The organism is Microbacterium helvum (genome assembly GCF_014779795.1).
GTDB classification, from domain to species: Bacteria; Actinomycetota; Actinomycetes; order Actinomycetales; family Microbacteriaceae; genus Microbacterium; species Microbacterium helvum.
In genome coordinates, this window is sequence record NZ_JACXZS010000012.1 from 15,845 (window position 1) to 36,988 (window position 21,144).

Below are 21,144 nucleotides of genomic sequence, written 5' to 3' on the forward strand. Positions count from 1 at the left end.
GCGCCGCACCCGACTTCCCCTGAAGATGGAGACACTCCGTGGCCAACCCCCTCGAGAAACTGCTTCGTGCCGGTGAGGGTCGCGTCCTCCGCCGGCTCCAGCAGGTCGTCAAGGCCGTCGGCGCCCTCGAAGAGGACTACGCCCACCTCACGGACGAGGAGCTGCGAGGCGAGACCGCAGAGCTCCGCGCTCGGTACCAGGCCGGCGAGACGCTGGACCAGCTGATGCCCGAGGCGTTCGCCGCGGTGCGCGAGGCGGCCAAGCGCACGCTCGGCCAGCGGGCGTACGACGTGCAGATCATGGGCGGCGCGGCACTTCACCTCGGCAACATCGCCGAGATGAAGACCGGTGAGGGCAAGACGCTCACCGGCGCGTTCCCCGTGTACCTCAACGCCATCGCCGGCGAAGGCGTGCACGTCGTCACGGTCAACGACTTCCTGGCGTCGTACCAGTCCGAGCTGATGGGCCGCATCTACCGTGCCCTCGGCATGACGACCGGCACGATCGTCGCCGGACAGACGCCCGAGGTGCGCCGCGAGCAGTACAACGCCGACATCACGTACGGCACGAACAACGAGTTCGGCTTCGACTACCTGCGCGACAACATGGCCTGGCGCAAGGAAGACCTCGTGCAGCGCGGTCACTTCTACGCGATCGTCGACGAGGTCGACTCGATCCTCATCGACGAGGCCCGGACGCCGCTCATCATCTCGGGTCCGTCGTCGGGCGAGGCGAACCGCTGGTTCGTCGAGTTCGCCAAGATCGCCAAGACGCTCGAGGCGGGCGTCGACTACGAGGTCGACGAGAAGAAGCGCACCATCGGCGTGCTCGAGCCCGGCATCGAGAAGGTCGAGGACTACCTCGGCATCGACAACCTCTACGAGTCGGCCAACACGCCGCTCATCTCGTTCCTCAACAACTCGATCAAGGCTCTCGCGCTCTTCAAGCGCGACACCGACTACGTCGTCATGAACGACGAGGTCATGATCGTCGACGAGCACACCGGCCGCATCCTGGTCGGGCGCCGCTACAACGAGGGCATCCACCAGGCCATCGAGGCCAAGGAGGCCGTGCCGGTCAAGGCCGAGAACCAGACGCTCGCCACCGTCACGCTCCAGAACTACTTCCGTCTGTACGACAAGCTCGCCGGCATGACCGGTACCGCCGAGACCGAGGCGGCGGAGTTCATGTCGACGTACCAGCTGGGCGTCGTGCCGATCCCGACGAACAAGCCGATGATCCGCAAGGATCAGGCCGACCTCGTCTACAAGAACGAGACGGCGAAGTTCGCACAGGTCGTCGAAGACATCGCCCGTCGTCACGAGACCGGCCAGCCGGTGCTCGTCGGCACGGTGAGCGTCGAGAAGAGCGAGTACCTGTCGCGTCTGCTCGCGAAGAAGGGCATCAAGCACGAGGTCCTCAACGCGAAGAACCACGCGCGCGAGGCCGAGATCGTCGCCCGCGCCGGGCGCCTCGGCGCCGTCACCGTCGCCACCAACATGGCCGGTCGCGGCACCGACATCATGCTCGGCGGAAACGCCGAGTTCCTCGCCGTGCAGGAGCTGAAGGCGAAGGGCCTCGACCCGGTCGAGACGCCCGAGGAGTACGAGGCCGAGTGGGACGCGGTCTACCAGGAGATGCGCGACCGCGTCGCGGGCGAGGCGACGCAGGTCGTCGAGGCCGGCGGCCTGTACGTGCTCGGCACCGAGCGACACGAGTCGCGCCGCATCGACAACCAGCTGCGCGGCCGCTCGGGCCGTCAGGGCGACCCGGGCGAGAGCCGCTTCTACCTGTCGCTCACCGACGACCTGATGCGCCTGTTCCAGTCCGGTGCGGCAGAGGCGATCATCGCGCGCACGAACTTCCCCGACGACGTCGCGATCGAATCCGGCATGGTCACGCGCGCGATCAAGTCGGCGCAGAGCCAGGTCGAGGCGCGCAACGCCGAGATCCGCAAGAACGTCCTCAAGTACGACGACGTGCTCAACCGCCAGCGCGAGGCGATCTACTCCGACCGCCGTCACATCCTGCAGGGCGACGACATCGCCGACCGCGTGCAGCACTTCATCGAGGACGCGATCGGCGCCGTCATCGACGACCACACCGGCTCGGGGCACAACGAGAGCTGGGACTTCGACTCGCTCTGGACCGAACTGAAGACGCTGTACCCGGTGGGCGTCACGATCGACGAGGTCGTGGCCGAGGCATCCGGTCGCAAGGGCGGAATCACCGCAGACGGTCTGAAGCGCGAGATCCTGTCGGACGCCCGCATCGCGTACGAGAAGCGTCAGGCGACGCTCGGCGAGGCGGCGACGCGCGAACTGGAGCGCCGTGTCGTGCTGCAGGTGCTCGACCGCCGCTGGCGCGACCACCTCTACGAGATGGACTACCTGAAGGACGGCATCGGCCTTCGCGCGATGGCCCAGCGCGACCCGCTCATCGAGTACCAGCGCGAGGGGTACCAGATGTTCCAGGCGATGATGGGGCAGATCAAGGAGGAGTCCGTCGGCTACCTCTACAACCTCGAGGTCGAGGTGCGCCGTCAGGGCGAGGGCGACGCCGAGCAGGTCACCCAGGTCGAGGCGAAGGGCCTGTCGTCCGCGCCGGCCGTCGACGCACAGCGGCTGCAGTACACGGCCTCGAACGACGCCGGCGAGGTCGAGGTGCGCAACGAGCGCGGTCAGGTGCAGCAGGCGGCGACGCGGCTGCGTCAGGCGGCTGCGGCCGCTGCGGCGACGCCCGCGCAGCCGCAGGCGCAGCCGGCTGCCGAGGCTCCGCGCGGCGCCTTCGGGCAGAAGACCGATGCCCCCGCCCCCGAGCAGGCTCCGCTCAACCGCGCGCAGCGCCGCGCGGCCGAGCAGCGCAAGAAGTAGGGGAGCGGATGCCGCGACCCGCGGTCGGCGCCGGGTCGAGGCATCCACTCCCTCCTCCCCTCTTCGCCTGGCGGGTGGCCGGGCCACCGTGCGGTCATTGGCCCCACGCGGCCGCGGATATCCTGATGCGATGAATCGCCTCCGCCCTCTCGACCAGTCGAGCAAGCTCCAGAACGTTCTCTACGAGATCCGCGGAGCAGCCCTCGCCGAGGCCGACCGGCTGGAGGACGAGGGGCACACGATCCTCAAGCTCAACACCGGCAACCCCGCGGTGTTCGGCTTCGAGGCGCCGTTCCAGATCGTGCGCGACATGATCGAAGCGGTGCCGAACGCGCACGGCTACAGCGACAGCAAGGGCATCATGTCGGCGCGTCGCGCGGTGGTGTCGCGCTACGAAGAGGTCCCGGGCTTCCCGCAGTTCGACCCCGATGACGTGTATCTGGGCAACGGGGTGTCCGAGCTCATCACCATGACGATGCAGGCCCTCCTCGACGAGGGCGACGAGGTGCTGATCCCCGCCCCGGACTACCCGCTGTGGACGGCCATGACGAGCCTCGCCGGCGGGACTCCCGTGCACTACCGCTGCGATCCCGACGACGGGTGGCAGCCGAGCCTCGACGACATCCGCGCGAAGGTCACGCCGCGCACGAAGGCGATCGTCGTGATCAACCCGAACAACCCGACCGGCGCGGTGTACTCGCGCGAGGTGCTCGAAGGAATCGTCGAGATCGCCCGCGAGAACTCGCTGCTGCTGCTCTCGGACGAGATCTACGACCGCATCCTCTACGACGACGCGAAGCACATCCCCCTCGCGACCCTCGCGCCCGACCTGCTGTGCCTGACGTTCAACGGCCTGTCGAAGACGTACCGCGTCGCCGGCTACCGGTCCGGCTGGCTCGTGATCACCGGTCCCAAGTCGCACGCCTCGGGCTTCCTCGAGGGCATCCAGCTGCTGGCGTCGACCCGCCTGTGCCCGAACGTGCCGGCGCAGCACGCGGTGCAGGCGGCGCTGTCGGGGGTGCAGTCGATCGACGCGCTCATCGCTCCTGAGGGGCGCCTCCTCGAGCAGAGGGATGCCGCATGGGAGAGCCTCGAGCGCATCCCGGGTGTCAGCTGCCTCAAGCCGCAGGGCGCGCTGTACGCGTTCCCGCGCCTCGACCCCGAGGTGTACGAGATCCACGACGACAGCAGGCTCGTGTACGACTTCCTCGTCGCGGAGCACGTGCTGCTCGTTCAGGGCACCGGATTCAACTGGCCGACGCCCGACCATCTGCGCATCGTCACGCTTCCCGAGGCGCGCGTGCTGACCGAGGCGATCGAGCGACTGGGCAACTTCCTGTCGTCGTACAAGCAGTGACGGATGGATGCCGCGGTCACAGGCCGCGGCATCCGTCAACCCCCTCCGTGTCCGCGAGCCGGGCGACGTAGCGTCGAGGCATGTCCATCGAACTGAATCAGCCGGCGCTCCGCCACGCGCGGGCGCTGATCCGAGACGGCAAGGTCGTCCGAGACGAAAGGGACGACTGGTCGGAGGCGGCCCCCACCGCCGACGAGGAGAACGCGTTCATCGAGCGCGACGGGTGGACCGAGTTCTCGCATTGGCACCTCGGTGTGGACCGTGGCGAAGACCGCGAGACGAAGCAGGCCTACTCGTTCCCGTTCGGCGACTTCCGCCGCGTGCACCGCTCCGGCGTCATCTCGGGCGAGAGCCGGGCCGGCCAGTACGGCCACGACGAGATCCGCGATGCCCTGAAGTCGCTGCTGGATCTGATCGACGACGAGCACTGACGGGCGGGCCGGTCACATCGTCGGGACCGGCCCGCCCGGCAGCGCTGGTTCAGCCGCCGTGCTGCCCGACAGCGGTGCCCGCTCAGAGCAGCGCGAGCGAGGTGGCGCGCCAGCGCCTGTCGCGACCTTCGAGTCGCACCGCGAGCGCACGGGTGCGTGCGGGGCCGCGCACCACGACCACGGCTTCGACGATGCCGTCGGCGGGCGACGACTGGTGCACCGACACGATGGTGTGCACGGGTCGCCGGGCGGCCATGCCGCGCGCGTTGCGGGCGCGCGTCGCGAGGTTCGTGCGCACGACGAGCTTGCGATAGGCGTCCTCCGTCAGCCACCGTGCCAGCTGTTCGACCTCGCGCACCCCCGCGAAGACTTCAAGCACTCCCAAGGCGAGGTTGTGCAGGAAGTGCTCGGGCGGTGGAAGCTCGGTGGAGGGCGTGCGCTGCGGCGCGAAGAACTCGGAGAGCTGCGCGCTGCGCGATGCAGGAGCGTGGGGGAATGTGCGGGCGGTGCCCGCGGGCGTCGTTGCCATGGGTGCCTATCTCGACAGTGGGGGATGTCTTGGGGCTAGTAGAACACACGGGCAACTCTCAGGAAAATCCCGAGACCTGGGTATGTGGATAACTCGAGGCCGGTCAGAGGCGATTTGCCCTACGCTCGCCACGTGCGCTGGGACCGCTTCTTCGACGACCTCGAGGATCAGCTCGCCTCCGAATGGGAGGCCGAACGCGCCGCGCTCGACACCGAGGCCGAGTGCCTGCGGCTCTCGCGGGTCCTGATGTCGGAGCGCCTGACCCTGCTCGCCGGGCGCGACGGCGCCGCCGTGACGGCGGCATCCTTCGATCTCGTCGACGGCACCACGATGCGGGCGACGGTGACGGGGGTCGGTGCGGACTGGGTCGCCCTCGCGCCGGCCGAGGGGCCCGCGGGTGCGGTCCTCGCACCGTTCGCCGGGATCGTGTCGATGGGGATGCCGCATGCGGATCTGCTGCGCACCGCGCGGCCCGCGCCGCCGCGCTCGCCGCTGACCGAACGCCTCACGTTCGGCTTCGTGCTGCGCGACCTCGTGCGCCGCCGCGCGGGCGTGTCGGTGCAGCTGGTCACCGGGCGGATCCTCACCGGCACGATCGACCGGGCCGGCGCGGATCACCTCGACCTCGCGCTGCACGACCCGGGCGCGCCGCGCCGCACGGATGCGGTCAGCGGCTACCGCCTGGTGCCGTTCGCGGCGATCGCGTGGCTGCGGGCCGACGAAGCGCCTGTTCTGCCGTGAGAACTGTGCTGCCGTGATGCCGGCGCGCACCGCGGTCGTGGTCAGTCGCCGTTGCGGATGATGCCGCTGCCCCACAGCTCGGGGAAGCTCGCGGTCTGGGACTGCTGCCACAGCGCCATGCGACGGGCCTCTTCGGCCTGGTCGTCGAGGTAGTCGGTGATGCTGGCGGCGTCGATGCGCCAGCGCGCGGGCGAGCCGACGCGCACGCCGCGCAGTCGGCCGTCGAGCACGAGCGTCATCACCTCGTCGACCGAGACGCCGAGCACCTCGCCCACCTGGGCGGGGGCGAGAAGACGCACGTCGGACGTCGGGTCATCTGACATGCCCCCATTATGGCGCGGCCGTCCCCGCCCCGGCCGGGTGCCCACCACCCTGTGGATAACGCGCGACACGATTTCGGCGAGTCGGCGACGATGGTGCCATGACCGTCGCCAGCGACCCCGTCCGCACTCCGCGTCGCGCCTTCTGGGGCGATGCGCGCTTCTTCCTCGGCCTGCTCCTCATCGTCGCCTCCGTCGCAGGCGTGTGGCTGGTCGTCGCCGCCGCGCGGCAGACGGTGCCCGTCTATGCCGCGGCGCACACGATCGTGCCCGGCGAGCCCATCGCCGCCGACGACGTCACGGTCGTCGACGTGGCGCTCGGCTCGGTCGCCGACACCTATCTCGGCGAGGGCCACCTCGGCGGGGCGGTCGTCGCGACCCGGACGATCGAGGAGGGCGAACTCGTCCCCGCCGCAGCGGTCGGCGATGCCGATGCCGCCCGCACCACGAGCGTCGTGGTGCGCAGCGCGGTCGACGTGCCCGCTTCCGTCGAGGCGGGCACGGTCGTCGAGGTCTGGGCTGCGCCGCTGCTCGAGCGCGGCGTATACGACAAGCCCCGCATCCTCGTCGCCGATGCGACCGTCGTCTCGGTCACGCGCGACGACTCGATGATCGGGGGCGGGGCTGCGGCGCTCGAACTCGTGATCCCGCGCGATGACGTGTCGGCCACGCTGTCGGCGATGGCGGACGAGTCCGCGCTGTCCATCGTGCCGACGACCGGGGCGGGATCGTGAGGGCCGTCGTCGCCGTCGACGATTGCGACGTGCTCGTCGAGGGGCTGCGGCGCGAGGGCATCGACGTGATCGCGACGCACGCGGCGTCTGCGCCCGCCTACGCCGCGTCCGACGGGATGCCGGCGGCCGAGGCCGAAGCGCTGCTGAGGGCGCTCGCCGACGCCGATGTGCTCGTGCTCGAGGTGGCCCGCGACACGCTCTCGCCGACGGTCGTCGCGCTGTGCGACCGCGCCGGGACCCGCGTCGTCCCGCTCGTGGCGGATGCTGCGGGGGAGCGGCTGGCGGCCGCGTGCGGGCTGGAGACGCCGTTGCCGCGCAGCACCGAGCCGTGGCGCATCGCGGACGCGCTGGTCGCGGGGCCGGTCGCGGCTCCGGCACCCGCGGCGGCCGTCGAGCAGCCTCCGCGCCCGCGCGTGATCGTGGTCTGGGGGCCGGCGGGCGCACCGGGTCGCTCGACGGTGGCGACCGAGCTCGCCGTGGAGCTGGCACGCGGCGGGCGTCACGTCGCGCTGGTCGACGCGGACAGTCACGCGCCGTCCATCGCGCTCGCTCTCGGGCTCGCAGACGAGGGGCCGGGGTTCGCGGCCGCCTGTCGGCAGGCGGAGCTCGGCGGGCTGGACGGGCGCGAGCTCACTCGCATCGCCGTTCCCCTCGGTCGCACGGGTGTCGACGTGCTCACAGGCATCAATCGTCCGTCACGGTGGCCGGAGTTGAGCGAGCGTCGCGTGTCGGGCGCCCTCGCGGCGTGCCGGGACTGGGCGGACTACACCGTCGTCGACGTCTCTTCGTCGCTCGAGCGCGACGAAGAGATCATGAGCGACCTCGACGGCCCCCGCCGGAACGCGGCGACGATCGCGGCCCTGCATGCGGCTGACCTCGTCGTGGCCGTCGCGTCGGCCGATCCGCTCGGAGTCGCCCGGTTCCTTCGCGCGCATGCCGAACTGCGGGCGACGGTCGGTGCGACGCGGATCGCCGTCGTCGCGAACCGCCTGCGACCCGGGGCTCTCGGCATCGACGCCCGGGGTCAGGTCCGCCGCACCCTCGACCGGTTCGGCGGCATCGAGGACGTGTGGTTCCTCCCGCAGGACCCGCGTTCGGCGGACGCCGCGCTGCTCTCGTCGCAGACGGTCGCGGAGGTCGCCCCCAAGTCGCCGCTCACTCTCGCGGTTCGCCGGTTCGCCGGAGAAGCGGTCGTCCCCGCTCCTCAGCCGGGCGTCGCGTCCGCCCAGCCCGAGCGCGCCCGGCGCCGTCCGTGGCGTCACGCGCCGGGCGACGCGCGGGCGCCTTCGCGCGCCGGCGCACCGGCCGCGTGAGGCGCGAGCCCTAGGCTTAGAGCGTGTCGACCCTCAGCGATCTCGTCTACGCCCAGGGCCGCTCCAGCGAAGAGGATGTGGAGTGGCTCCACCGACTCGCAGGTGACGGTCAGCTCCTCGCCGATCTGGCCTCGGCCGACATCGTGCTGTGGGTGCCCACCTCCGACGACTCCTTCGTCGCGGTCGCGCACACGCGGCCGAGCGGAGCCGCGACGCTGTTCTACCGCGACATCGTCGGCGACCGGGTGCGGCCGCAGTGGCGCACCCAGGTGCGCGAAGCGTTCCAGACGGGGACCATCGTCGATTCCGCGTCGCCGGACTGGTTCGAAGAGACCCCGACGCGCGTGCGCGCGGTTCCGGTCGCGCGCAAGCAGGGCGGCGTTCTCCAGACGATCGGCGTCGTGACCCGCCACACGAACCTCGGCGAGGCCCGCACGCCGTCACGGCAGCAGATCACGTTCAACGAGTGCGCGGACGACCTGTTCGGCATGATCGCATCCGGGGACTTCCCCGATCTCACCGCCCCCACCTCGCCGCGCCGTGGGGCGCCTCGCGCGTCGGACGGCCTGGTGCGCCTCGACGTCGACGGCATCACGACGTTCGCGAGCCCCAACGCGCTGTCGGCGTTCAACCGGCTCGGCTTCGAGGACGAGCTCGAGGGCGAGTCCCTCGTCGAGGTGGTGACGCAGATCCTCCCGGTCAAGCGCCAGTTCGACGAGTCGCTCCCGGTCGTCGTGACGGGCCGCGCCCCGTGGCGCGCCGACCTCGAAGCACGTGGCGTGACGGTGTCGCTGCGCACGATCCCGCTGCGCGATCACGGCACGCGGATCGGTGCGATCCTGCTCTGCCGCGACGTGACCGAGATCCGCCATCAGGAGCAGGAGCTCATCACCAAGGACGCGACGATCCGCGAGATCCACCACCGCGTCAAGAACAACCTGCAGACGGTGGCGTCGCTGCTGCGCATCCAGGCGCGTCGTTCGCATTCCGACGAGGCGCGCGATGCGCTGACCCAGGCGATGCGGCGGGTCTCGGCGATCGCGGTCGTGCACGACACACTGTCCGAGGGCCTCGCGCAGAACGTCGACTTCGACGAGGTGTTCGCGCGGGTGCTCAAGCTCGTCGCCGAGGTGGCCGCCGCGCCGAACACCCGCGCGCGCACGCACTCCACCGGACGCTTCGGGACGCTCCCCAGCGAGTACGCGACTCCGCTCGCACTGGCCCTCACCGAGCTCGTGACGAACGCCGTCGAGCATGGCCTCGCCGGCCAGGAGGGCGATGTCGAGATCATCGCCGACCGCACCGACGACCGGCTCGAGGTGCGCGTGCGCGACACCGGATCAGGGCTTCCCGAGGGCCAGGTCGGCCGGGGCCTGGGTACGCAGATCGTGCGTACCCTCATCCAGGGCGAACTGGGCGGCACGATCGACTGGCACACGATCATGGGCAGCGGCACCGAGGTGACCATCGACATCCCGCTGCGCTACATCGACCGCAGCAAGGGCTGACCGGGTTCGCGAGATCAGGAGATCTGGCGAAGACAGGTCGGTTGTCGCCGTCGCGTCCTGTGCCGGCGAGATCTCCTGATCTCGCCGAGTGCGCGTGCGGGGGAGACGACAAAGAGAGAGCGGATGCCGCGTGCTGCGGCATCCGCTCTCTCAGAGCTTCAGGCGGCCGGTCTCAGGAGGCGCGGCGGGCGCGGGCGGCGCGGCGCTTGAGTGCGCGGCGCTCGTCCTCGGAGAGTCCGCCCCACACGCCCGAGTCCTGGCCGGTCTCGAGGGCGTACTGCAGGCAGATCTCGGTGACGGTGCAGCGTGCGCACACCGACTTGGCCTTCTCGATCTGATCGACGGCCGGTCCGGTGTTCCCCACGGGGAAGAACAGTTCGGGGTCGACGGTCAGGCAGGCGGCCTTGTCGCGCCAGTCCATGGTGGTGCTCCTTGTTACAGAGGGGGTGGGGAAGAGTGCCGGTTCGGGTCCGATACCCTGTGGGATGTGCGAGAGAACTCGCCCCACGTCGCTGTGGGAGCACACGGCTTCACCAATCGTCCCATAGCGGTTTACCTGAATCAAGGGTTCATCGGCGGGTTTGTGTAGGACTTGCTGGGTGTTCCCCCAGTCGTCTGGAGGGTTCGCACAAATCGATCGCCGAAGTGTGAGGGAGTCGACGGAGAATGCGGACAAACGTGTCCGGAAGGGTCGCCGCGGTGCTGGTCGGCCTCGAAGGAGTGGGCATCGTCGCGCTGGTGGTCTGGCAGATCGTCGAGATCCTGCGCGGTGACACCGACTCGATCGCCAGCGCACTCGCGCTGATCGTGCTGAGCGTCGTGGGCGCGGCGGCGGTCATCGCCTTCGCCGTCGCGATCTGGCGCGGTCAGTCGTGGGGCCGCTCAGGCGGCATCGTCACGCAGCTGCTGATCCTCGCCGTCGCTCTCGGCGCTGCGACCGGTGCGTTCGCCGCTCCGGGCATCGCGCTCGCTCTCGCAGTCCCGGCGGTCGTGACGCTCGTGCTCCTCATCCTGGCCGTGCGCGACGCGGGACGCGCCGCCCGCCGCGAGGGCTGAGGCCGCGCCCGCCGCGCCCCTTCCCGCCGCGCCCCTGCTCGCCGCGCCCCTTCCCGCCGCACCCCTGCTCGCCGCGCCTCTGGCCGCCGCGCCCCTGGCCGCCCGCGCCCCCTGCGCCCGCCGCGCCGCCCCGGCCGCCGGCATCCTGCACTCACTCCTGCTCCGCAGTCGCGTTCTGCGGGTGCGGAGGCCCCGCGCGCCGCAGAATCTGACTGCGGAGCAGGCGTCCGCGGAGCAGATGTCTGCGGAGCCCGCTCAGACGCCCAGCAGCGACCGCACGCGGGCGACGTGGCCCGTCGCGCGCACATTGTACAGCGCGTGCGTGATGCGGCCCTTCGCGTCGATCACGATCGTCGAGCGGATCACGCCGAGATAGGTCTTGCCGTAGTTGACCTTCTCGCCCCACGCGGCGTACTTCTCGAGCACCTTGTGGTCGGGGTCGCTCAGCAGGTCGTACGTCAGTCCGTCGCGCTCTCGGAAGCGGCGCAGCTTCTCGGGCTCGTCGGGCGAGATGCCCAGCACGGTGTAGCCGGCGGCCTGCAGGGGCGCGAGGCTGTCACGGAAGTCGCACGCCTCTTTGGTGCAGCCCGGCGTCATCGCGGCCGGGTAGAAGAACAGGATGACCGGACCGCCGCGCAGGTCTTTCAGCGTCACCGCGCGCTCGTCCTGGTCGGGGAGCGTGAAGGCGGGGGCGAGGGAACCGGGTTCGAGGCGCTGCGTGGTCACCGCTCCAGCTTAGGTCGGTGCGCCGAGGGCGGGTGGAGTCCGCAGGCTCAGGCGCCGGGCTCCTGCGCCTTCTTCGCGAACGTCTCGAGCAGGCGCTGCAGCGAGTCCAGGCGTGCGGCGCCGCCCGGGCCGAGCCGGCCCGCTTCGACCGCCTCGACGATCGCGCAGTCGGGGGCATCGGGCAGGTGCGTGCAGCCGCGGGGGCAGTCCTCGGCGATCTCGGCAAGGTCGGTGAACGCGCGCAGGATGTTCGCCGGGTCGACGTGCCCGAGGCCGAACGAGCGTACGCCGGGCGTGTCGATGACCCAGCCGTTGCCGCCCTGACCGCGGTAGCGAAGCGAGACCGTCGAGCTCGACGTGTGCCGTCCCCGGCCGGTGACTTCGTTGACATGACCGGTCGCCCGCTTCGCGTCGGGCACGAGCGCGTTGACGAGCGTCGACTTGCCGACGCCGGAGTGCCCGACGAAGACGGTCGAGTGCCCGATGAGCGCGCGACCGATGCGCTCGAGCGGCATCTCTTCGCGTCCGCTGGTGAACACCTCGAGGTCGAGGCCGTCGAAGTGCGCGAGGAACTCGGCCGGGTCGGCGAGGTCGGTCTTGGTCACGACGAGGAGGGGACGGATGCCGGCGTCCAAGGCCGCCACCAGGTACCGGTCGACGAGACGTGGCCGGGGCTCGGGGTCGGCGGCCGCGACGACGACGAGCATCTGGTCGGCGTTGGCCACGATGACGCGCTCGACCTGGTCGGTGTCGTCGGCGCTGCGGCGCAGCAGCGAGGTGCGGTCCTCGATGCCGACGATCCGTGCGAGCGTGCCCTCGTCACCCGTGGCGTCGCCCACGATGCGGGCGCGGTCGCCTGTGACGATCGGCGTCTTGCGCAGTTCGCGCGCCCGGGCGGCGAGCACGGTGCGCTCGTCGGGGAGGTCCTCGTCGACGAGCACCGTGTACCGTCCGCGGTCGACGCCGAGGACCCGTGCGATCCGGGCGTCGCTGTGGGCCGGTCGCCGCTTGGTGCGCGGACGGTTGGCCTTGGGATTCGGCCGGACACGCACGTCGGTCTCGTCGAACTCCGGTTCGTCTTCGTCGTCGAGGTCGTCCAGCCAGCTCATGCCGTCGCCTCTCTCACGGTGCTGTCGGATGCCGCGTCACGAGGCGCGCATCGTCTCCTCGGCAAGGCCGCCGCCCTCGCCGCCCTCGGCGCTGTCGCCGTCGAGCATGCGCTGCCAGATCTGCGGGAACTCCGGCATCGTCTTCGCCGTGGTGCCGATGTCGTCGATCTCGACGTCCGGCACGACGAGTCCGATGAGGGCGCCGGTCGTGGCCATGCGGTGGTCGTGGTGGGCGTGCCATGTGCCGCCGTGCAGCGGCCGCGGGACGATGCGGATGCCGTCGGCGAGCTCGTGCGCCTCACCGCCGAGGCCGCGCAGCTCGGCGACGAGCGCCGCGATGCGGTCGGTCTCGTGGCCGCGGATGTGCCCGATGCCGTGCAGGGTCGAGGGCGATTCGGCGAACGCCGCGAGGGCGAAGATCGTCGGGGCGAGTTCGCCGGCGGCGGAGAGGTCGAGATCGACGCCCTGGATGCCGGCGCCCGCGGTGACGGTGAGCGCACCGCCGCGGCGCACGACGCGCGCGCCCATGAGCGACAGGATGTCGGTGAGCATGGCGCCGGGCTGTGTGGAGTGGGCGGGCCAGCCGGTCACGGACACGGAGCCGCCCGCGACCATGGCGGCTGCGAGGAACGGCGCCGCGTTGGACAGGTCGGGTTCGATCGCGACGTCTTTGCCGCGGAGAGCGCCCGCCGGAACGATCCACTCGCCGATCGCGGGGCGTTCGACGTGCACGCCCCGGTGCGCGAGGGATTCGACCGTCATGTCGATGTGGGGGATGCTGGGGAGCCGCTCGCCGGCGTGCACCAGGTGGAGCCCCACGTCGAAGCGGGGGGCCGCCAGCAGCAGCCCCGAGACGAACTGGCTCGACGCGCTCGCGTCGATCGTGACCTCGCCGCCGCGCACGTGGCCGTGGCCGCGCACGATGAAGGGGAGCGCCCACCGGCCGCCGTCGTCGATGTCGACGCCGACGTCGCGCAGGGCGGTGATCATCGCGCCCATCGGGCGGTGCAGCGCGCTCTCGTGCGCCGTCAGCGTGACGTCGCCGCGCGCGAACCCGCTCAGCGCGGCGACGAACCGCATCACGGTGCCGGCCTGGCCGCAGTCGACGACCGTCTCGCCGCCGAGCGGCCACACCGGGGTCACCTCGACGTCGTCGCCGTAGAGCCCTGTGCCCGGCACAAGTTCGATGCCCACCCCGAGCGACCGCAGCGCGTCGATCATGCGGGCCGAGTCGTCGGAGTGCAGCGGCGCGATCAGGCGGCTGGGACCGTCGGCGAGAGCCGCGAGGATGAGCTCGCGATTCGTCAGGGACTTGGAGCCCGGGACGGTCACCGTCGCGTGCAGCGCGCCGTCGGCGAGCGGGGCGCGCCAATGGCCGCGCGCGATCGGCGCGGAAGTGGGGGAATACCCGTCGGCTGTCATCGGGTTCTACCCTACTGAACCGGTCGGACAGGACCGGGAGACACCCACGAGCGGAGCCGGATGTTCGCCACACTTGACCGCGTCGAGACCGACGCACCGTCGCTGAGCCTCGGGTCGCGGCAGGCCGCGCCCACAGGCCTGGAGGCGGCCGCCGTAGACTGGCGCGTGATGAGCGACTCGATCGACCAGGTCCCCGCCACCGACGCGGAGCAGGATCCGCGCGCGCAGTTCGAAGAGCAGGCGCTGCCCTTCATGGATCAGCTGTACGCCGCGGCCATGCGCATGACGCGCAATCCCGCCGATGCGGCAGACCTCGTGCAGGAGACCTTCGTCAAGGCGTTCGCGTCGTGGAGGACCTTCACGCAGGGCACGAATCTCAAGGCGTGGCTGTATCGCATCCTCACGAACACGTACATCAACACGTACCGCAAGAAGCAGCGCGAGCCGTATCAGGGCACGATCGACGACCTCGAGGACTGGCAGCTGGGCGGTGCCGAGTCGACCACCGCGACCAGCACCCGGTCGGCCGAGGCGGAGGCGATCGACCACATGCCGGCGTCTGTGGTGAAGGACGCGCTGCAGTCGATCCCGGAGGACTTCCGGCTGGCGGTGTACCTCGCGGACGTCGAGGGCTTCGCCTACCAGGAGATCGCCGACATCATGAAGACCCCCATCGGCACGGTCATGAGTCGTCTGCACCGTGGCAGGCGGATGCTGCGTGAACTGCTCGCCGATTACGCAAAGGAGCGCGGCATCCAGAGTGCCGCCGCCACGAGGAGCACGAAATGACCGACTGCGGCTGTGAGAAGGCGCGGCGCGACCTGGAGGAGTACCTGCGTCACGAGGTCTGCAAGACCTCCCAGACCGACATCGCCGAGCACCTGGAGCACTGCGAGGGATGCCAGGACGAGGCGCTTGTCGCCCGGACGCTGACCGAGGTGCTGGCGCGGGCGTGCAAAGAGAGCGCTCCAGAAGAGCTGCGCGATCAGGTGCTCGCCAAGCTGCGAGCCGCTCAGACCGTCACCGGCTGACCCGGCCGCTCAGTCCAGCCCGAGGCTCGCGGCCGCGCGGACGATGTCGCGCCGGCTGCTCAGGCCGAGCTTGCTCAGCACGGCCGACACGTGGTGATCGGCGGTCTTGGGCGAGATGTACAGCTGCTGCGCGAGCTCGGCGTTCGTGAGCCCGCGTGCGACGAGCCGGGCCACGTCGAGCTGTCGGTTGGTCAGGCCGGACGGGTTGGCGCGCGTCGCGGTGCGCGGCCGGGCGGGAAGCGATCGGATGCCGCGCTGGGTGAGCATGCGGCGCGCCCGGGCGGCGGTCGCCGGCACGTCGAGGGCGTCGAGGCTCGCGAGCCCGGCCACGGCGGTGGTCGCCTCCGTCGCGTGGACGGCGGACATCGCGGCGTCGAACGGTGCGCCGAGGTCGCGCCACGCCTGTGCGGCCTCGGGGTGGCAGCCCGCGAGCTCCCGTCGGTGCGGCTCGGGGAGCCCGTCGAGCCCACCCGCGACGGGGCGGCCCAGGCGCGTGAGCCACACCCGCAGCTCGCCCACCGCCCATTGCGTGCCGGGAAGGCCCGCGGCGGCGTCGAGGGCCGCGGCCGCTCCGTCGAGCCGTGCATCCGCGACGCCAGAGGTCCAGGACCGCTCCGCGATCGCGCTCAGCACGGCGAGCGAGGTGAGAGCTTCGTCGAGGTCCGCGGCCAGCGCGGTCGCCGCTGTCAGGTGCGCGTCGACGACGTCGGGCTCGTCCCCGCGACGGACACCGAGCAGCGCCGCCACGACGTGCGGCCAGATCTCGGCCAGCGGGGGTCCGCTGCCGTCGAGGACGGCCGACGCGTCCTCGGCCGAGGCGGCCCAGCGACCGCGGAACAGATGCAGTCGTGACCGCATGCCGGTCTGCCACTGACGGCACACCGCGATGTCGCGGTCGACGGTGAGCGGGATCGACTCGGCCAGCAGCGACTCGGCGTCGGCGAGGCGTCGATGTTCGACGTCCAGCGCCGACAGGTTCGAGTACGCGGTGGTGCCGATCTCGTCGAGCGACCCCGCCAGTGCGGTCGTCGCGTGCTGCCGCAGCAGCTCGCGGGCCGACGTGTCGCCGTCGACGAGTCTCGCGGCGGCTTCGGTGATCGACAGGCGCAGCCCGGCGGCCTCCGGTGTCGTCGTCGCGCGCTGCGCGGCGGCGATCCTTCGGGCGGCATCGAGATCGAGCCGGCGGTAGGCCAGGTAGGCGCGGGTCGCCTGCGCGGATGCCCGAGCCGCGGCACCGGCATCGGCGTCGGCGGCGGCCTCCGCGTGCCGCTCGGCCTCGCGCCGGCGGGCCGAGTAGTACTCGACGACCGCCCGGCGATCGTGGGCGGTGCTCATGCCGTCGTGGTCGCCGAGGCGTTCACGGATCCGCAGCGCGGCGTCGATGGAGGAGAGGGATGCCGGCAGCCGGCTGACCATGTACTGCTCGGTGCTCAGCAGCTCGAGGAGTCTGGCGCGCTCGGCCGTGTCGCCGTCCAGTCGGTCGAGCGCGAGCGTCAGGAACGCGACCGCCTCGGTGTGCGACCCGGTGCGCGTGGCGTCTTCGGCGGCACGGACCGCGTAGCGCAGCGTGCGTCCGCGGTCGCCGGCGGCGGCGGCATGATGAGTGAGGACGGCGTCATCCGCGCCGCCCACCCGTTCCCACGCGTCGAGGATGCGGCGATGCAGCAGCGCCTCGACGCCCGGTTCGGCGCTCGCGACGACGGCGAGCCGCGCCAGCTCATGGCGGAATCCGATGCCGTGGGGCGTGCGCACCAGCAGCCCGCTGGCCTCCAGCCGGCGGAGGGTCGGCACGTCGATGCCCCCGCCGCCGGCAGCGGCGAACGGCAGCAGACGGTCGTCGAACGCATCGGGTGCGGTCGCGATGAGCTGCAGCGCCTCGAGCTCGTCCGCCGCGAGGCCGGTCGTGCTCGCGATCACCGCGTCGCGCACCGTCGGAGGCAGGTCGTCGTCGGGGCTGCGGGCGATCTCGGCCACGAAGAAGGGGTTGCCGCCGGTGAGGGCATGCACGCGGGCCGCGTCGGCACCGCGCTCGCCGAGCAGTTCGCGCACCGCACCGACCGAGAGCGGGGGAGCGGCCACCCGGGTCGCGGAGTCCATGCGCGCGACATCCCCGACGAGCGACAGTAGCGCGTGGCCGAGCGGCACGTCGCGGTGGGCGAGCACCAGCACCACCGGCAGCGCCTCGATACGGCGCACGAGGAAGCGCAGCACCTCGACGGATGCGGCGTCGACCCATTGCGCGTCGTCGATCACGAGCACCGTCGGAGTACTCGACACCTGGGCGGCGAACCGGGCCTCGGCGCCGAGCAGCGTCTCGGCCTCGACCGCATCGCCGAGCGCGGCCTGCACGTCGCGCACGGGTCCGAGGGGCCGCGGCGTCGACAGCGGGTCGCAGGCGGCGCGCAGCACCCGAACGTCTTCGGGCACCCCGGCGAGGGCGGCGGTGACGAGGCTCGTCTTGCCCGCTCCGGCGTCGCCCGCCACGGTCACCACCGTGCCCTCGCCCGCCGTGCCGCGCGCGATCGCTCCTGCCAGCGCGTCCAGCTGCGGCGCGCGCTCGAACAGCCCCATGGCGCCATCGTAGGCTCCGACGCCGCCGCGCGGGCGGTCTCGGGGCGAGGCGTCAGGGGGCTGCCCGAACGGGTGAGCGGTCACCGCGGCATCGGTCCGCCGAGCGCCACGTCGGCGTAGGCGCCGGCGCGCATCGCTTCGAGAGCGTGGGCGACCGCGCGCATCCGCGTCATCTCCGCGTGGCCGACGGTGCGGCGATGTCGGGATGCCGTCACGCCGGCGGTGAGCGCGGCAGTGAGCCGCAGCATCCCTCGTCGCACTCCGAGCGCCAGCGTGCGCAGTGCCGCGCCGTGCTCGGCCATCGCGGCCGGCGTGACATAGACGGCGGTCATGCCGCGACCTCGGCCGGCGGCATCCCCTCATCCGAGGGCGTGCCCTCGTCCGCCGTCTGCGGGCCGAACTCGGCGACGACCTCCGACACGACGTCGGCCGGGAACCCGCCGCGGCGGGCGTGCTCGCGCACGGTCTCGGGCGCGTCGGTGCGGTGGATGCAGTAGAGCTTGTCGCCGGCGACGTAGGTCGTCACCCACTCGTAAGGTACGCCGAGCGACTCGACGGCGCGGTTCGAGGTGCGGGCGATCTCGACGAGGTCCTCGCGGCTCATGGCCGAGGCTCCGGGGACGTTCCGCTCGATGATGAAGGTGTTCATGGGTCTTCCGATCTGTGAGGCCCCCGGTCGATCCGGGATGACTCCATGGTCGGCAGCCCGCGCGGCCGCGGCATCGGGAGCAGTTCCCCATGTTCGCGGCGACGCGTCCCCAGATCAGGCCGGCGTGAAGATCGTCAGGGCGCCGGGAACGACGTCGACGGTGAGCGGAAGCGCGCCGATCGGGTCGCCGTCGGCGTACGCGGTCACGCCGGGCGAAGACAGTCGTACCGAGCGCACGCGCCGCATCGACACCTCGCCGACGCTCGCGTGCGTGCCGCGGTACACCTTCGGCAGCAGGCTCAGCAGTCGCAGCCGGCCGGCGGGGCGCACCAGCACGAGATCGAGCAGTCCGTCGGCGGGATCCGCGTCGGGCGCGATCGGGATGCCGCCGCCATAGCTGCGCCCGTTGCCCACGGTCGCCATCACCAGCTCGCCGGCGACGCGGTCGCGCGTGCCGTCGGCGAGCTCGAACTCGACGTCGTACGGGATGCCGGCCAGCCGCAGGAACTCGACGAGGATCGCGATGTTGTACCGCGAGCCGCCGCGCGGCCAGCGCATGCCGTTGGCGCGGTCGTTCACCTTCGAGTCGAAGCCGCTCGCGAGCACCGACCCGAAGTACCGGGTCGAGCCGTCGTCGCGGGTGACACGGGCGAGGTCGATGGTGCGCGTGACCCCGGCGGCGATCGCGTCGGCGGCCGCCGCGACGTCGAGCTCGCGCAGACCGAGGGTCGCCGCGAAGTCGTTGCCGGTTCCGGCGGGGACGATGCCGAGCGGGATGCCGGTGCCCGCGAGCTCCTGCAGCGCGAGGTTCACGGTGCCGTCGCCGCCGGCCACCGCCACCGCGTCGACGCCGACCTCGAGGGCCGCGCGCAGCAGCTCGGAGGACTCCGCGGCGCTGCCGCCGCTCAGGATCGACGTCTGCACGCCGTGGGCGCGCAGACGCTCGGCCGCGTGCGTCGCCGCGCCGGTGTGGGCGCCGGCACGCGCGGCCGGATTGACGAGCAGCGCCACTCTCATGCGGGGGCGCCGGTTGCGGCGGGAGGGGTGGCCGGCGCTGCCGGCGTCACCAGCGCGCCGGGGTTCATGATCCCGTTCGGATCGAGCGTCGCCTTGACGGCACGCAGCACCTCGACGCCGAGCGGGCCGATCTCGGTCTCGAGATAGGCGCGATGGTCGCGCCCCACCGCATGGTGGTGCGTGATCGTGCCGTGGGCCTCGCCGATCGCCCGGGAGGCGGCATCCTTCGCCCCCGCCCACTGGGCCCGGGGATCCTCGGTCAACGCGGCCACGACCGTGAAGTACAGCGAGGCGCCGGCGGGGTAGACGTGCGAGATGTGGCACATGACGATGGGCTTGGTGCCGGCCGCCGTGAGGCTCGCGCTGAGCGCCTCGGTCACCGCCGTCTTGAGAGCCTGCAGGTTCGCCCAGGTGGCCGCGGTCTCGAGCGTCTCGGCGAGCACGCCGATGTCCAGGAGCGTGTCGCGCAGCCCCGGGGACGCGAAGCGGCCACGCTCCCACGACCGGGCCGGGTCCTCGCCGCGGGACTTGGCGCCGTGCGCGGCGAACACCGCCTCGAGCGCGTCGCGGGTGTGCTCGGCCTCGGCAGGCGACGCGCCCTCGAACGTCGCCACCGCCAGGCAACCGCGCAGCCGTGTCAGGTGACCGCCCATCGCGGCGTTCACGCGGGTCTCGGTCTCGTCGCTCAGCCGCAGCACGGTGGGGCGGATCCCGCGCTGCGTCGCTTCGCGGAACGCCGCCGCCCCCGACGCGAAGTCGGGGAACGTCCATGCCCGATAGGCCGTCGCGGCGGGCAGGGGCCGGATCCGCACGGTGACCTCGGTGAGCACGCCGAACGCGCCTTCCGAGCCGAGGAACAGCTCGCGCAGGTCGGGGCCCGCGGCGCTCGCCGGCGCCCGGCCGAGGTCCAGGTCGCCGCGGGGCGTCGCGACCCGCAGCGCGTGCACGAGGTCGTCGAAGCGGCCGTAGCCGCGCGAGGCCTGGCCGCTCGACCGCGTCGCCGCGAAGCCGCCGAGGGACGCGTAGAGGTAGCTCTGCGGGAAGTGGCCCAGCGTGTAGCCGCGGGCGCCGAGCATCTCTTCGGCCTGCGGGCCGGTGGTGCCGGCTCCGAAGGTCGCGAGCAGCGACACCTCGTCGAGCGCGCGCAGCGACGCCGTCCGGGCGAGGTCGAGGGCGATCACCGCGCGCTGCGAGCCGCGGACGGGGTCGACGCCCCCGACGACCGACGTCCCGCCGCCGAACGGCACGACTGCGATGCGTCGCTCGTCGCACGCGCGCAGCACGGCGGCGACCTCGGCGTGGCCGGCCGGCGCCACCACCGCGTCGGGTGCCTCCTGCGGATCGTCGAGGCGCCGGCGCAGCAGATCCGGTGTGCTCTTGCCGCCGAGGTGCAGGGCGCGCACATCGTCGTCGCGGGTCGCGTGGTCCGTCCCGACGATGGCCGCGAGGGCCGTGAGATCGTCGTCGGCGAGCAGCGACGGCGTGAGCGTCGGTCGCGCGCGGCGGGGCACCGGATGCGCCTTGCCCGGCACCACGGTCGCGACGATCGCCTTCGCCGCCGCAGGCAGTCGCGCAGGCTCGGGATCCCACCCGTCCCACGGTCCGCGCTCGCGGGGAGCGGGCGACGCGGGCAAGGGGTCGGAGGCGGACGTCGTCGGCATCCGGCCAGTATCGCACCGGCGTTCTCGTTCGTCCGTCATGTGTGAACGCGATCCCGGGGGCGTGCTGAGGTGCCGGACGAACGAAGGGGGTTTCCG

21 protein-coding genes are annotated in these 21,144 nt (G+C 72.0%); 10 read left to right on the forward strand and 11 right to left on the reverse strand.

Annotated elements, in window-relative coordinates; all coding sequences use genetic code 11:
* Positions 1 to 38: 38 nt before the first annotated feature.
* From secA to IF188_RS16435, 3 genes are all read left to right on the forward strand, one after another.
* On the forward strand, positions 39 to 2,873 hold the full coding sequence (secA, locus tag IF188_RS16425) for a preprotein translocase subunit SecA (protein ID WP_191172890.1): 2,835 nt from the start codon (positions 39 to 41) through the stop codon (positions 2,871 to 2,873).
* 130 nt (positions 2,874 to 3,003) lie between these two features.
* Complete coding sequence (locus tag IF188_RS16430; protein WP_191172891.1) at positions 3,004 to 4,230, forward strand: pyridoxal phosphate-dependent aminotransferase; 1,227 nt, start codon at positions 3,004 to 3,006, stop codon at positions 4,228 to 4,230.
* A gap of 80 nt (positions 4,231 to 4,310) precedes the next feature.
* On the forward strand, positions 4,311 to 4,661 hold the full coding sequence (locus tag IF188_RS16435) for a hypothetical protein (RefSeq protein WP_191172892.1): 351 nt from the start codon (positions 4,311 to 4,313) through the stop codon (positions 4,659 to 4,661).
* 82 nt (positions 4,662 to 4,743) lie between these two features.
* Here IF188_RS16435 and IF188_RS16440 read toward each other — a convergent pair whose 3' ends face one another.
* A complete protein-coding gene (locus tag IF188_RS16440; RefSeq protein WP_191172893.1) occupies positions 4,744 to 5,190 on the reverse strand; it encodes an Rv3235 family protein in 447 nt (148 codons plus the stop codon).
* A gap of 132 nt (positions 5,191 to 5,322) precedes the next feature.
* Between IF188_RS16440 and IF188_RS16445 the strand changes: the two genes are divergently transcribed.
* Positions 5,323 to 5,931, forward strand: coding sequence for a hypothetical protein (locus tag IF188_RS16445; RefSeq protein ID WP_191172894.1), 609 nt, complete (start codon positions 5,323 to 5,325; stop codon positions 5,929 to 5,931).
* 41 nt (positions 5,932 to 5,972) lie between these two features.
* On the opposite strand, the gene IF188_RS16450 is transcribed toward IF188_RS16445, so the two are convergent.
* The gene (locus IF188_RS16450; protein WP_191172895.1) at positions 5,973 to 6,254 is read right to left on the reverse strand and encodes a helix-turn-helix domain-containing protein; all 282 of its coding nucleotides are present in this window, start codon (positions 6,252 to 6,254) and stop codon (positions 5,973 to 5,975) included.
* Positions 6,255 to 6,352: 98 nt separating this feature from the next.
* On the opposite strand from IF188_RS16450, the gene IF188_RS16455 reads away from it, so the two are divergent.
* From IF188_RS16455 to IF188_RS16465, 3 genes are read left to right on the forward strand one after another with little or no spacing between them, the layout of a single operon-like run.
* The gene (locus IF188_RS16455; RefSeq protein ID WP_191172896.1) at positions 6,353 to 6,985 is read left to right on the forward strand and encodes an SAF domain-containing protein; all 633 of its coding nucleotides are present in this window, start codon (positions 6,353 to 6,355) and stop codon (positions 6,983 to 6,985) included.
* Positions 6,982 to 8,298 (forward strand): AAA family ATPase, encoded by a 1,317-nt coding sequence (locus tag IF188_RS16460; RefSeq protein WP_191172897.1) that lies wholly within the window; start codon positions 6,982 to 6,984, stop codon positions 8,296 to 8,298. The genes IF188_RS16455 and IF188_RS16460 overlap by 4 nt, the downstream gene beginning before the upstream one ends.
* Before the next feature lie 23 nt (positions 8,299 to 8,321).
* Complete coding sequence (locus IF188_RS16465) at positions 8,322 to 9,806, forward strand: sensor histidine kinase (RefSeq protein WP_191172898.1); 1,485 nt, start codon at positions 8,322 to 8,324, stop codon at positions 9,804 to 9,806.
* A gap of 172 nt (positions 9,807 to 9,978) precedes the next feature.
* On the opposite strand, the gene IF188_RS16470 is transcribed toward IF188_RS16465, so the two are convergent.
* Positions 9,979 to 10,227, reverse strand: coding sequence for a WhiB family transcriptional regulator (locus tag IF188_RS16470; protein ID WP_018171995.1), 249 nt, complete (start codon positions 10,225 to 10,227; stop codon positions 9,979 to 9,981).
* Positions 10,228 to 10,484: 257 nt separating this feature from the next.
* On the opposite strand from IF188_RS16470, the gene IF188_RS16475 reads away from it, so the two are divergent.
* Entirely contained in the window at positions 10,485 to 10,862 is a 378-nt protein-coding gene (locus IF188_RS16475) for a histidine kinase (RefSeq protein ID WP_318152911.1), read from the forward strand.
* Between the two features lie 255 nt (positions 10,863 to 11,117).
* Here the strand turns inward: IF188_RS16475 and bcp are convergent, their stop codons facing one another.
* Genes bcp through aroA form a run of 3 tightly spaced genes read right to left on the reverse strand, consistent with a single transcriptional unit; the run spans position 11,118 to position 14,119 of the window.
* A complete protein-coding gene (bcp, locus tag IF188_RS16480; RefSeq protein WP_191172900.1) occupies positions 11,118 to 11,588 on the reverse strand; it encodes a thioredoxin-dependent thiol peroxidase in 471 nt (156 codons plus the stop codon).
* 47 nt (positions 11,589 to 11,635) lie between these two features.
* Positions 11,636 to 12,697 (reverse strand): ribosome small subunit-dependent GTPase A, encoded by a 1,062-nt coding sequence (rsgA, locus tag IF188_RS16485; protein WP_191172901.1) that lies wholly within the window; start codon positions 12,695 to 12,697, stop codon positions 11,636 to 11,638.
* A gap of 36 nt (positions 12,698 to 12,733) precedes the next feature.
* Positions 12,734 to 14,119, reverse strand: coding sequence for a 3-phosphoshikimate 1-carboxyvinyltransferase (gene aroA, locus IF188_RS16490; protein ID WP_191172902.1), 1,386 nt, complete (start codon positions 14,117 to 14,119; stop codon positions 12,734 to 12,736).
* A 60-nt stretch (positions 14,120 to 14,179) separates the two neighbouring features.
* Between aroA and IF188_RS16495 the strand changes: the two genes are divergently transcribed.
* Positions 14,180 to 14,908, forward strand: a complete 729-nt coding sequence (locus IF188_RS16495; protein WP_396652819.1) for a sigma-70 family RNA polymerase sigma factor — start codon at positions 14,180 to 14,182, stop codon at positions 14,906 to 14,908.
* Positions 14,905 to 15,150, forward strand: coding sequence for an alpha-ketoglutarate decarboxylase (locus IF188_RS16500; RefSeq protein WP_191172903.1), 246 nt, complete (start codon positions 14,905 to 14,907; stop codon positions 15,148 to 15,150). Before IF188_RS16495 ends, IF188_RS16500 begins: the two co-directional genes overlap by 4 nt.
* A gap of 9 nt (positions 15,151 to 15,159) precedes the next feature.
* On the opposite strand, the gene IF188_RS16505 is transcribed toward IF188_RS16500, so the two are convergent.
* From IF188_RS16505 to IF188_RS16525, 5 genes are all read right to left on the reverse strand, one after another.
* A complete protein-coding gene (locus IF188_RS16505; protein ID WP_191172904.1) occupies positions 15,160 to 17,721 on the reverse strand; it encodes an ATP-binding protein in 2,562 nt (853 codons plus the stop codon).
* Positions 17,722 to 17,801: 80 nt separating this feature from the next.
* Positions 17,802 to 18,053, reverse strand: a complete 252-nt coding sequence (locus IF188_RS16510; protein ID WP_191172905.1) for a hypothetical protein — start codon at positions 18,051 to 18,053, stop codon at positions 17,802 to 17,804.
* A complete protein-coding gene (locus tag IF188_RS16515; protein WP_191172906.1) occupies positions 18,050 to 18,370 on the reverse strand; it encodes a DUF4242 domain-containing protein in 321 nt (106 codons plus the stop codon). The genes IF188_RS16510 and IF188_RS16515 overlap by 4 nt, the downstream gene beginning before the upstream one ends.
* 114 nt (positions 18,371 to 18,484) lie before the next feature.
* On the reverse strand, positions 18,485 to 19,387 hold the full coding sequence (locus IF188_RS16520; protein ID WP_191172907.1) for a diacylglycerol kinase: 903 nt from the start codon (positions 19,385 to 19,387) through the stop codon (positions 18,485 to 18,487).
* On the reverse strand, positions 19,384 to 21,048 hold the full coding sequence (locus tag IF188_RS16525; RefSeq protein ID WP_191172908.1) for an FAD-binding oxidoreductase: 1,665 nt from the start codon (positions 21,046 to 21,048) through the stop codon (positions 19,384 to 19,386). Before IF188_RS16525 ends, IF188_RS16520 begins: the two co-directional genes overlap by 4 nt.
* Positions 21,049 to 21,144: the final 96 nt, after the last annotated feature.

Excerpts from the sequence above, each read along its gene's own strand:
- IF188_RS16525 (WP_191172908.1), bottom strand. The coding sequence starts at position 21,048 with ATGCCGACGACGTCCGCCTCCGACCCCTTGCCCGCGTCGCCCGCTCCC.
- IF188_RS16470 (WP_018171995.1), bottom strand. The coding sequence starts at position 10,227 with ATGGACTGGCGCGACAAGGCCGCCTGCCTGACCGTCGACCCCGAACTG.
- IF188_RS16505 (WP_191172904.1), bottom strand. The coding sequence starts at position 17,721 with ATGGGGCTGTTCGAGCGCGCGCCGCAGCTGGACGCGCTGGCAGGAGCG.
- IF188_RS16500 (WP_191172903.1), top strand. The coding sequence starts at position 14,905 with ATGACCGACTGCGGCTGTGAGAAGGCGCGGCGCGACCTGGAGGAGTAC.
- IF188_RS16515 (WP_191172906.1), bottom strand. The coding sequence starts at position 18,370 with ATGAACACCTTCATCATCGAGCGGAACGTCCCCGGAGCCTCGGCCATG.
- IF188_RS16455 (WP_191172896.1), top strand. The coding sequence starts at position 6,353 with ATGACCGTCGCCAGCGACCCCGTCCGCACTCCGCGTCGCGCCTTCTGG.
- aroA (WP_191172902.1), bottom strand. The coding sequence starts at position 14,119 with ATGACAGCCGACGGGTATTCCCCCACTTCCGCGCCGATCGCGCGCGGC.
- IF188_RS16430 (WP_191172891.1), top strand. The coding sequence starts at position 3,004 with ATGAATCGCCTCCGCCCTCTCGACCAGTCGAGCAAGCTCCAGAACGTT.
- IF188_RS16495 (WP_396652819.1), top strand. The coding sequence starts at position 14,180 with ATGTTCGCCACACTTGACCGCGTCGAGACCGACGCACCGTCGCTGAGC.
- IF188_RS16440 (WP_191172893.1), bottom strand. The coding sequence starts at position 5,190 with ATGGCAACGACGCCCGCGGGCACCGCCCGCACATTCCCCCACGCTCCT.
- IF188_RS16520 (WP_191172907.1), bottom strand. The coding sequence starts at position 19,387 with ATGAGAGTGGCGCTGCTCGTCAATCCGGCCGCGCGTGCCGGCGCCCAC.
- IF188_RS16435 (WP_191172892.1), top strand. The coding sequence starts at position 4,311 with ATGTCCATCGAACTGAATCAGCCGGCGCTCCGCCACGCGCGGGCGCTG.
- rsgA (WP_191172901.1), bottom strand. The coding sequence starts at position 12,697 with ATGAGCTGGCTGGACGACCTCGACGACGAAGACGAACCGGAGTTCGAC.
- IF188_RS16510 (WP_191172905.1), bottom strand. The coding sequence starts at position 18,053 with ATGACCGCCGTCTATGTCACGCCGGCCGCGATGGCCGAGCACGGCGCG.
- IF188_RS16450 (WP_191172895.1), bottom strand. The coding sequence starts at position 6,254 with ATGTCAGATGACCCGACGTCCGACGTGCGTCTTCTCGCCCCCGCCCAG.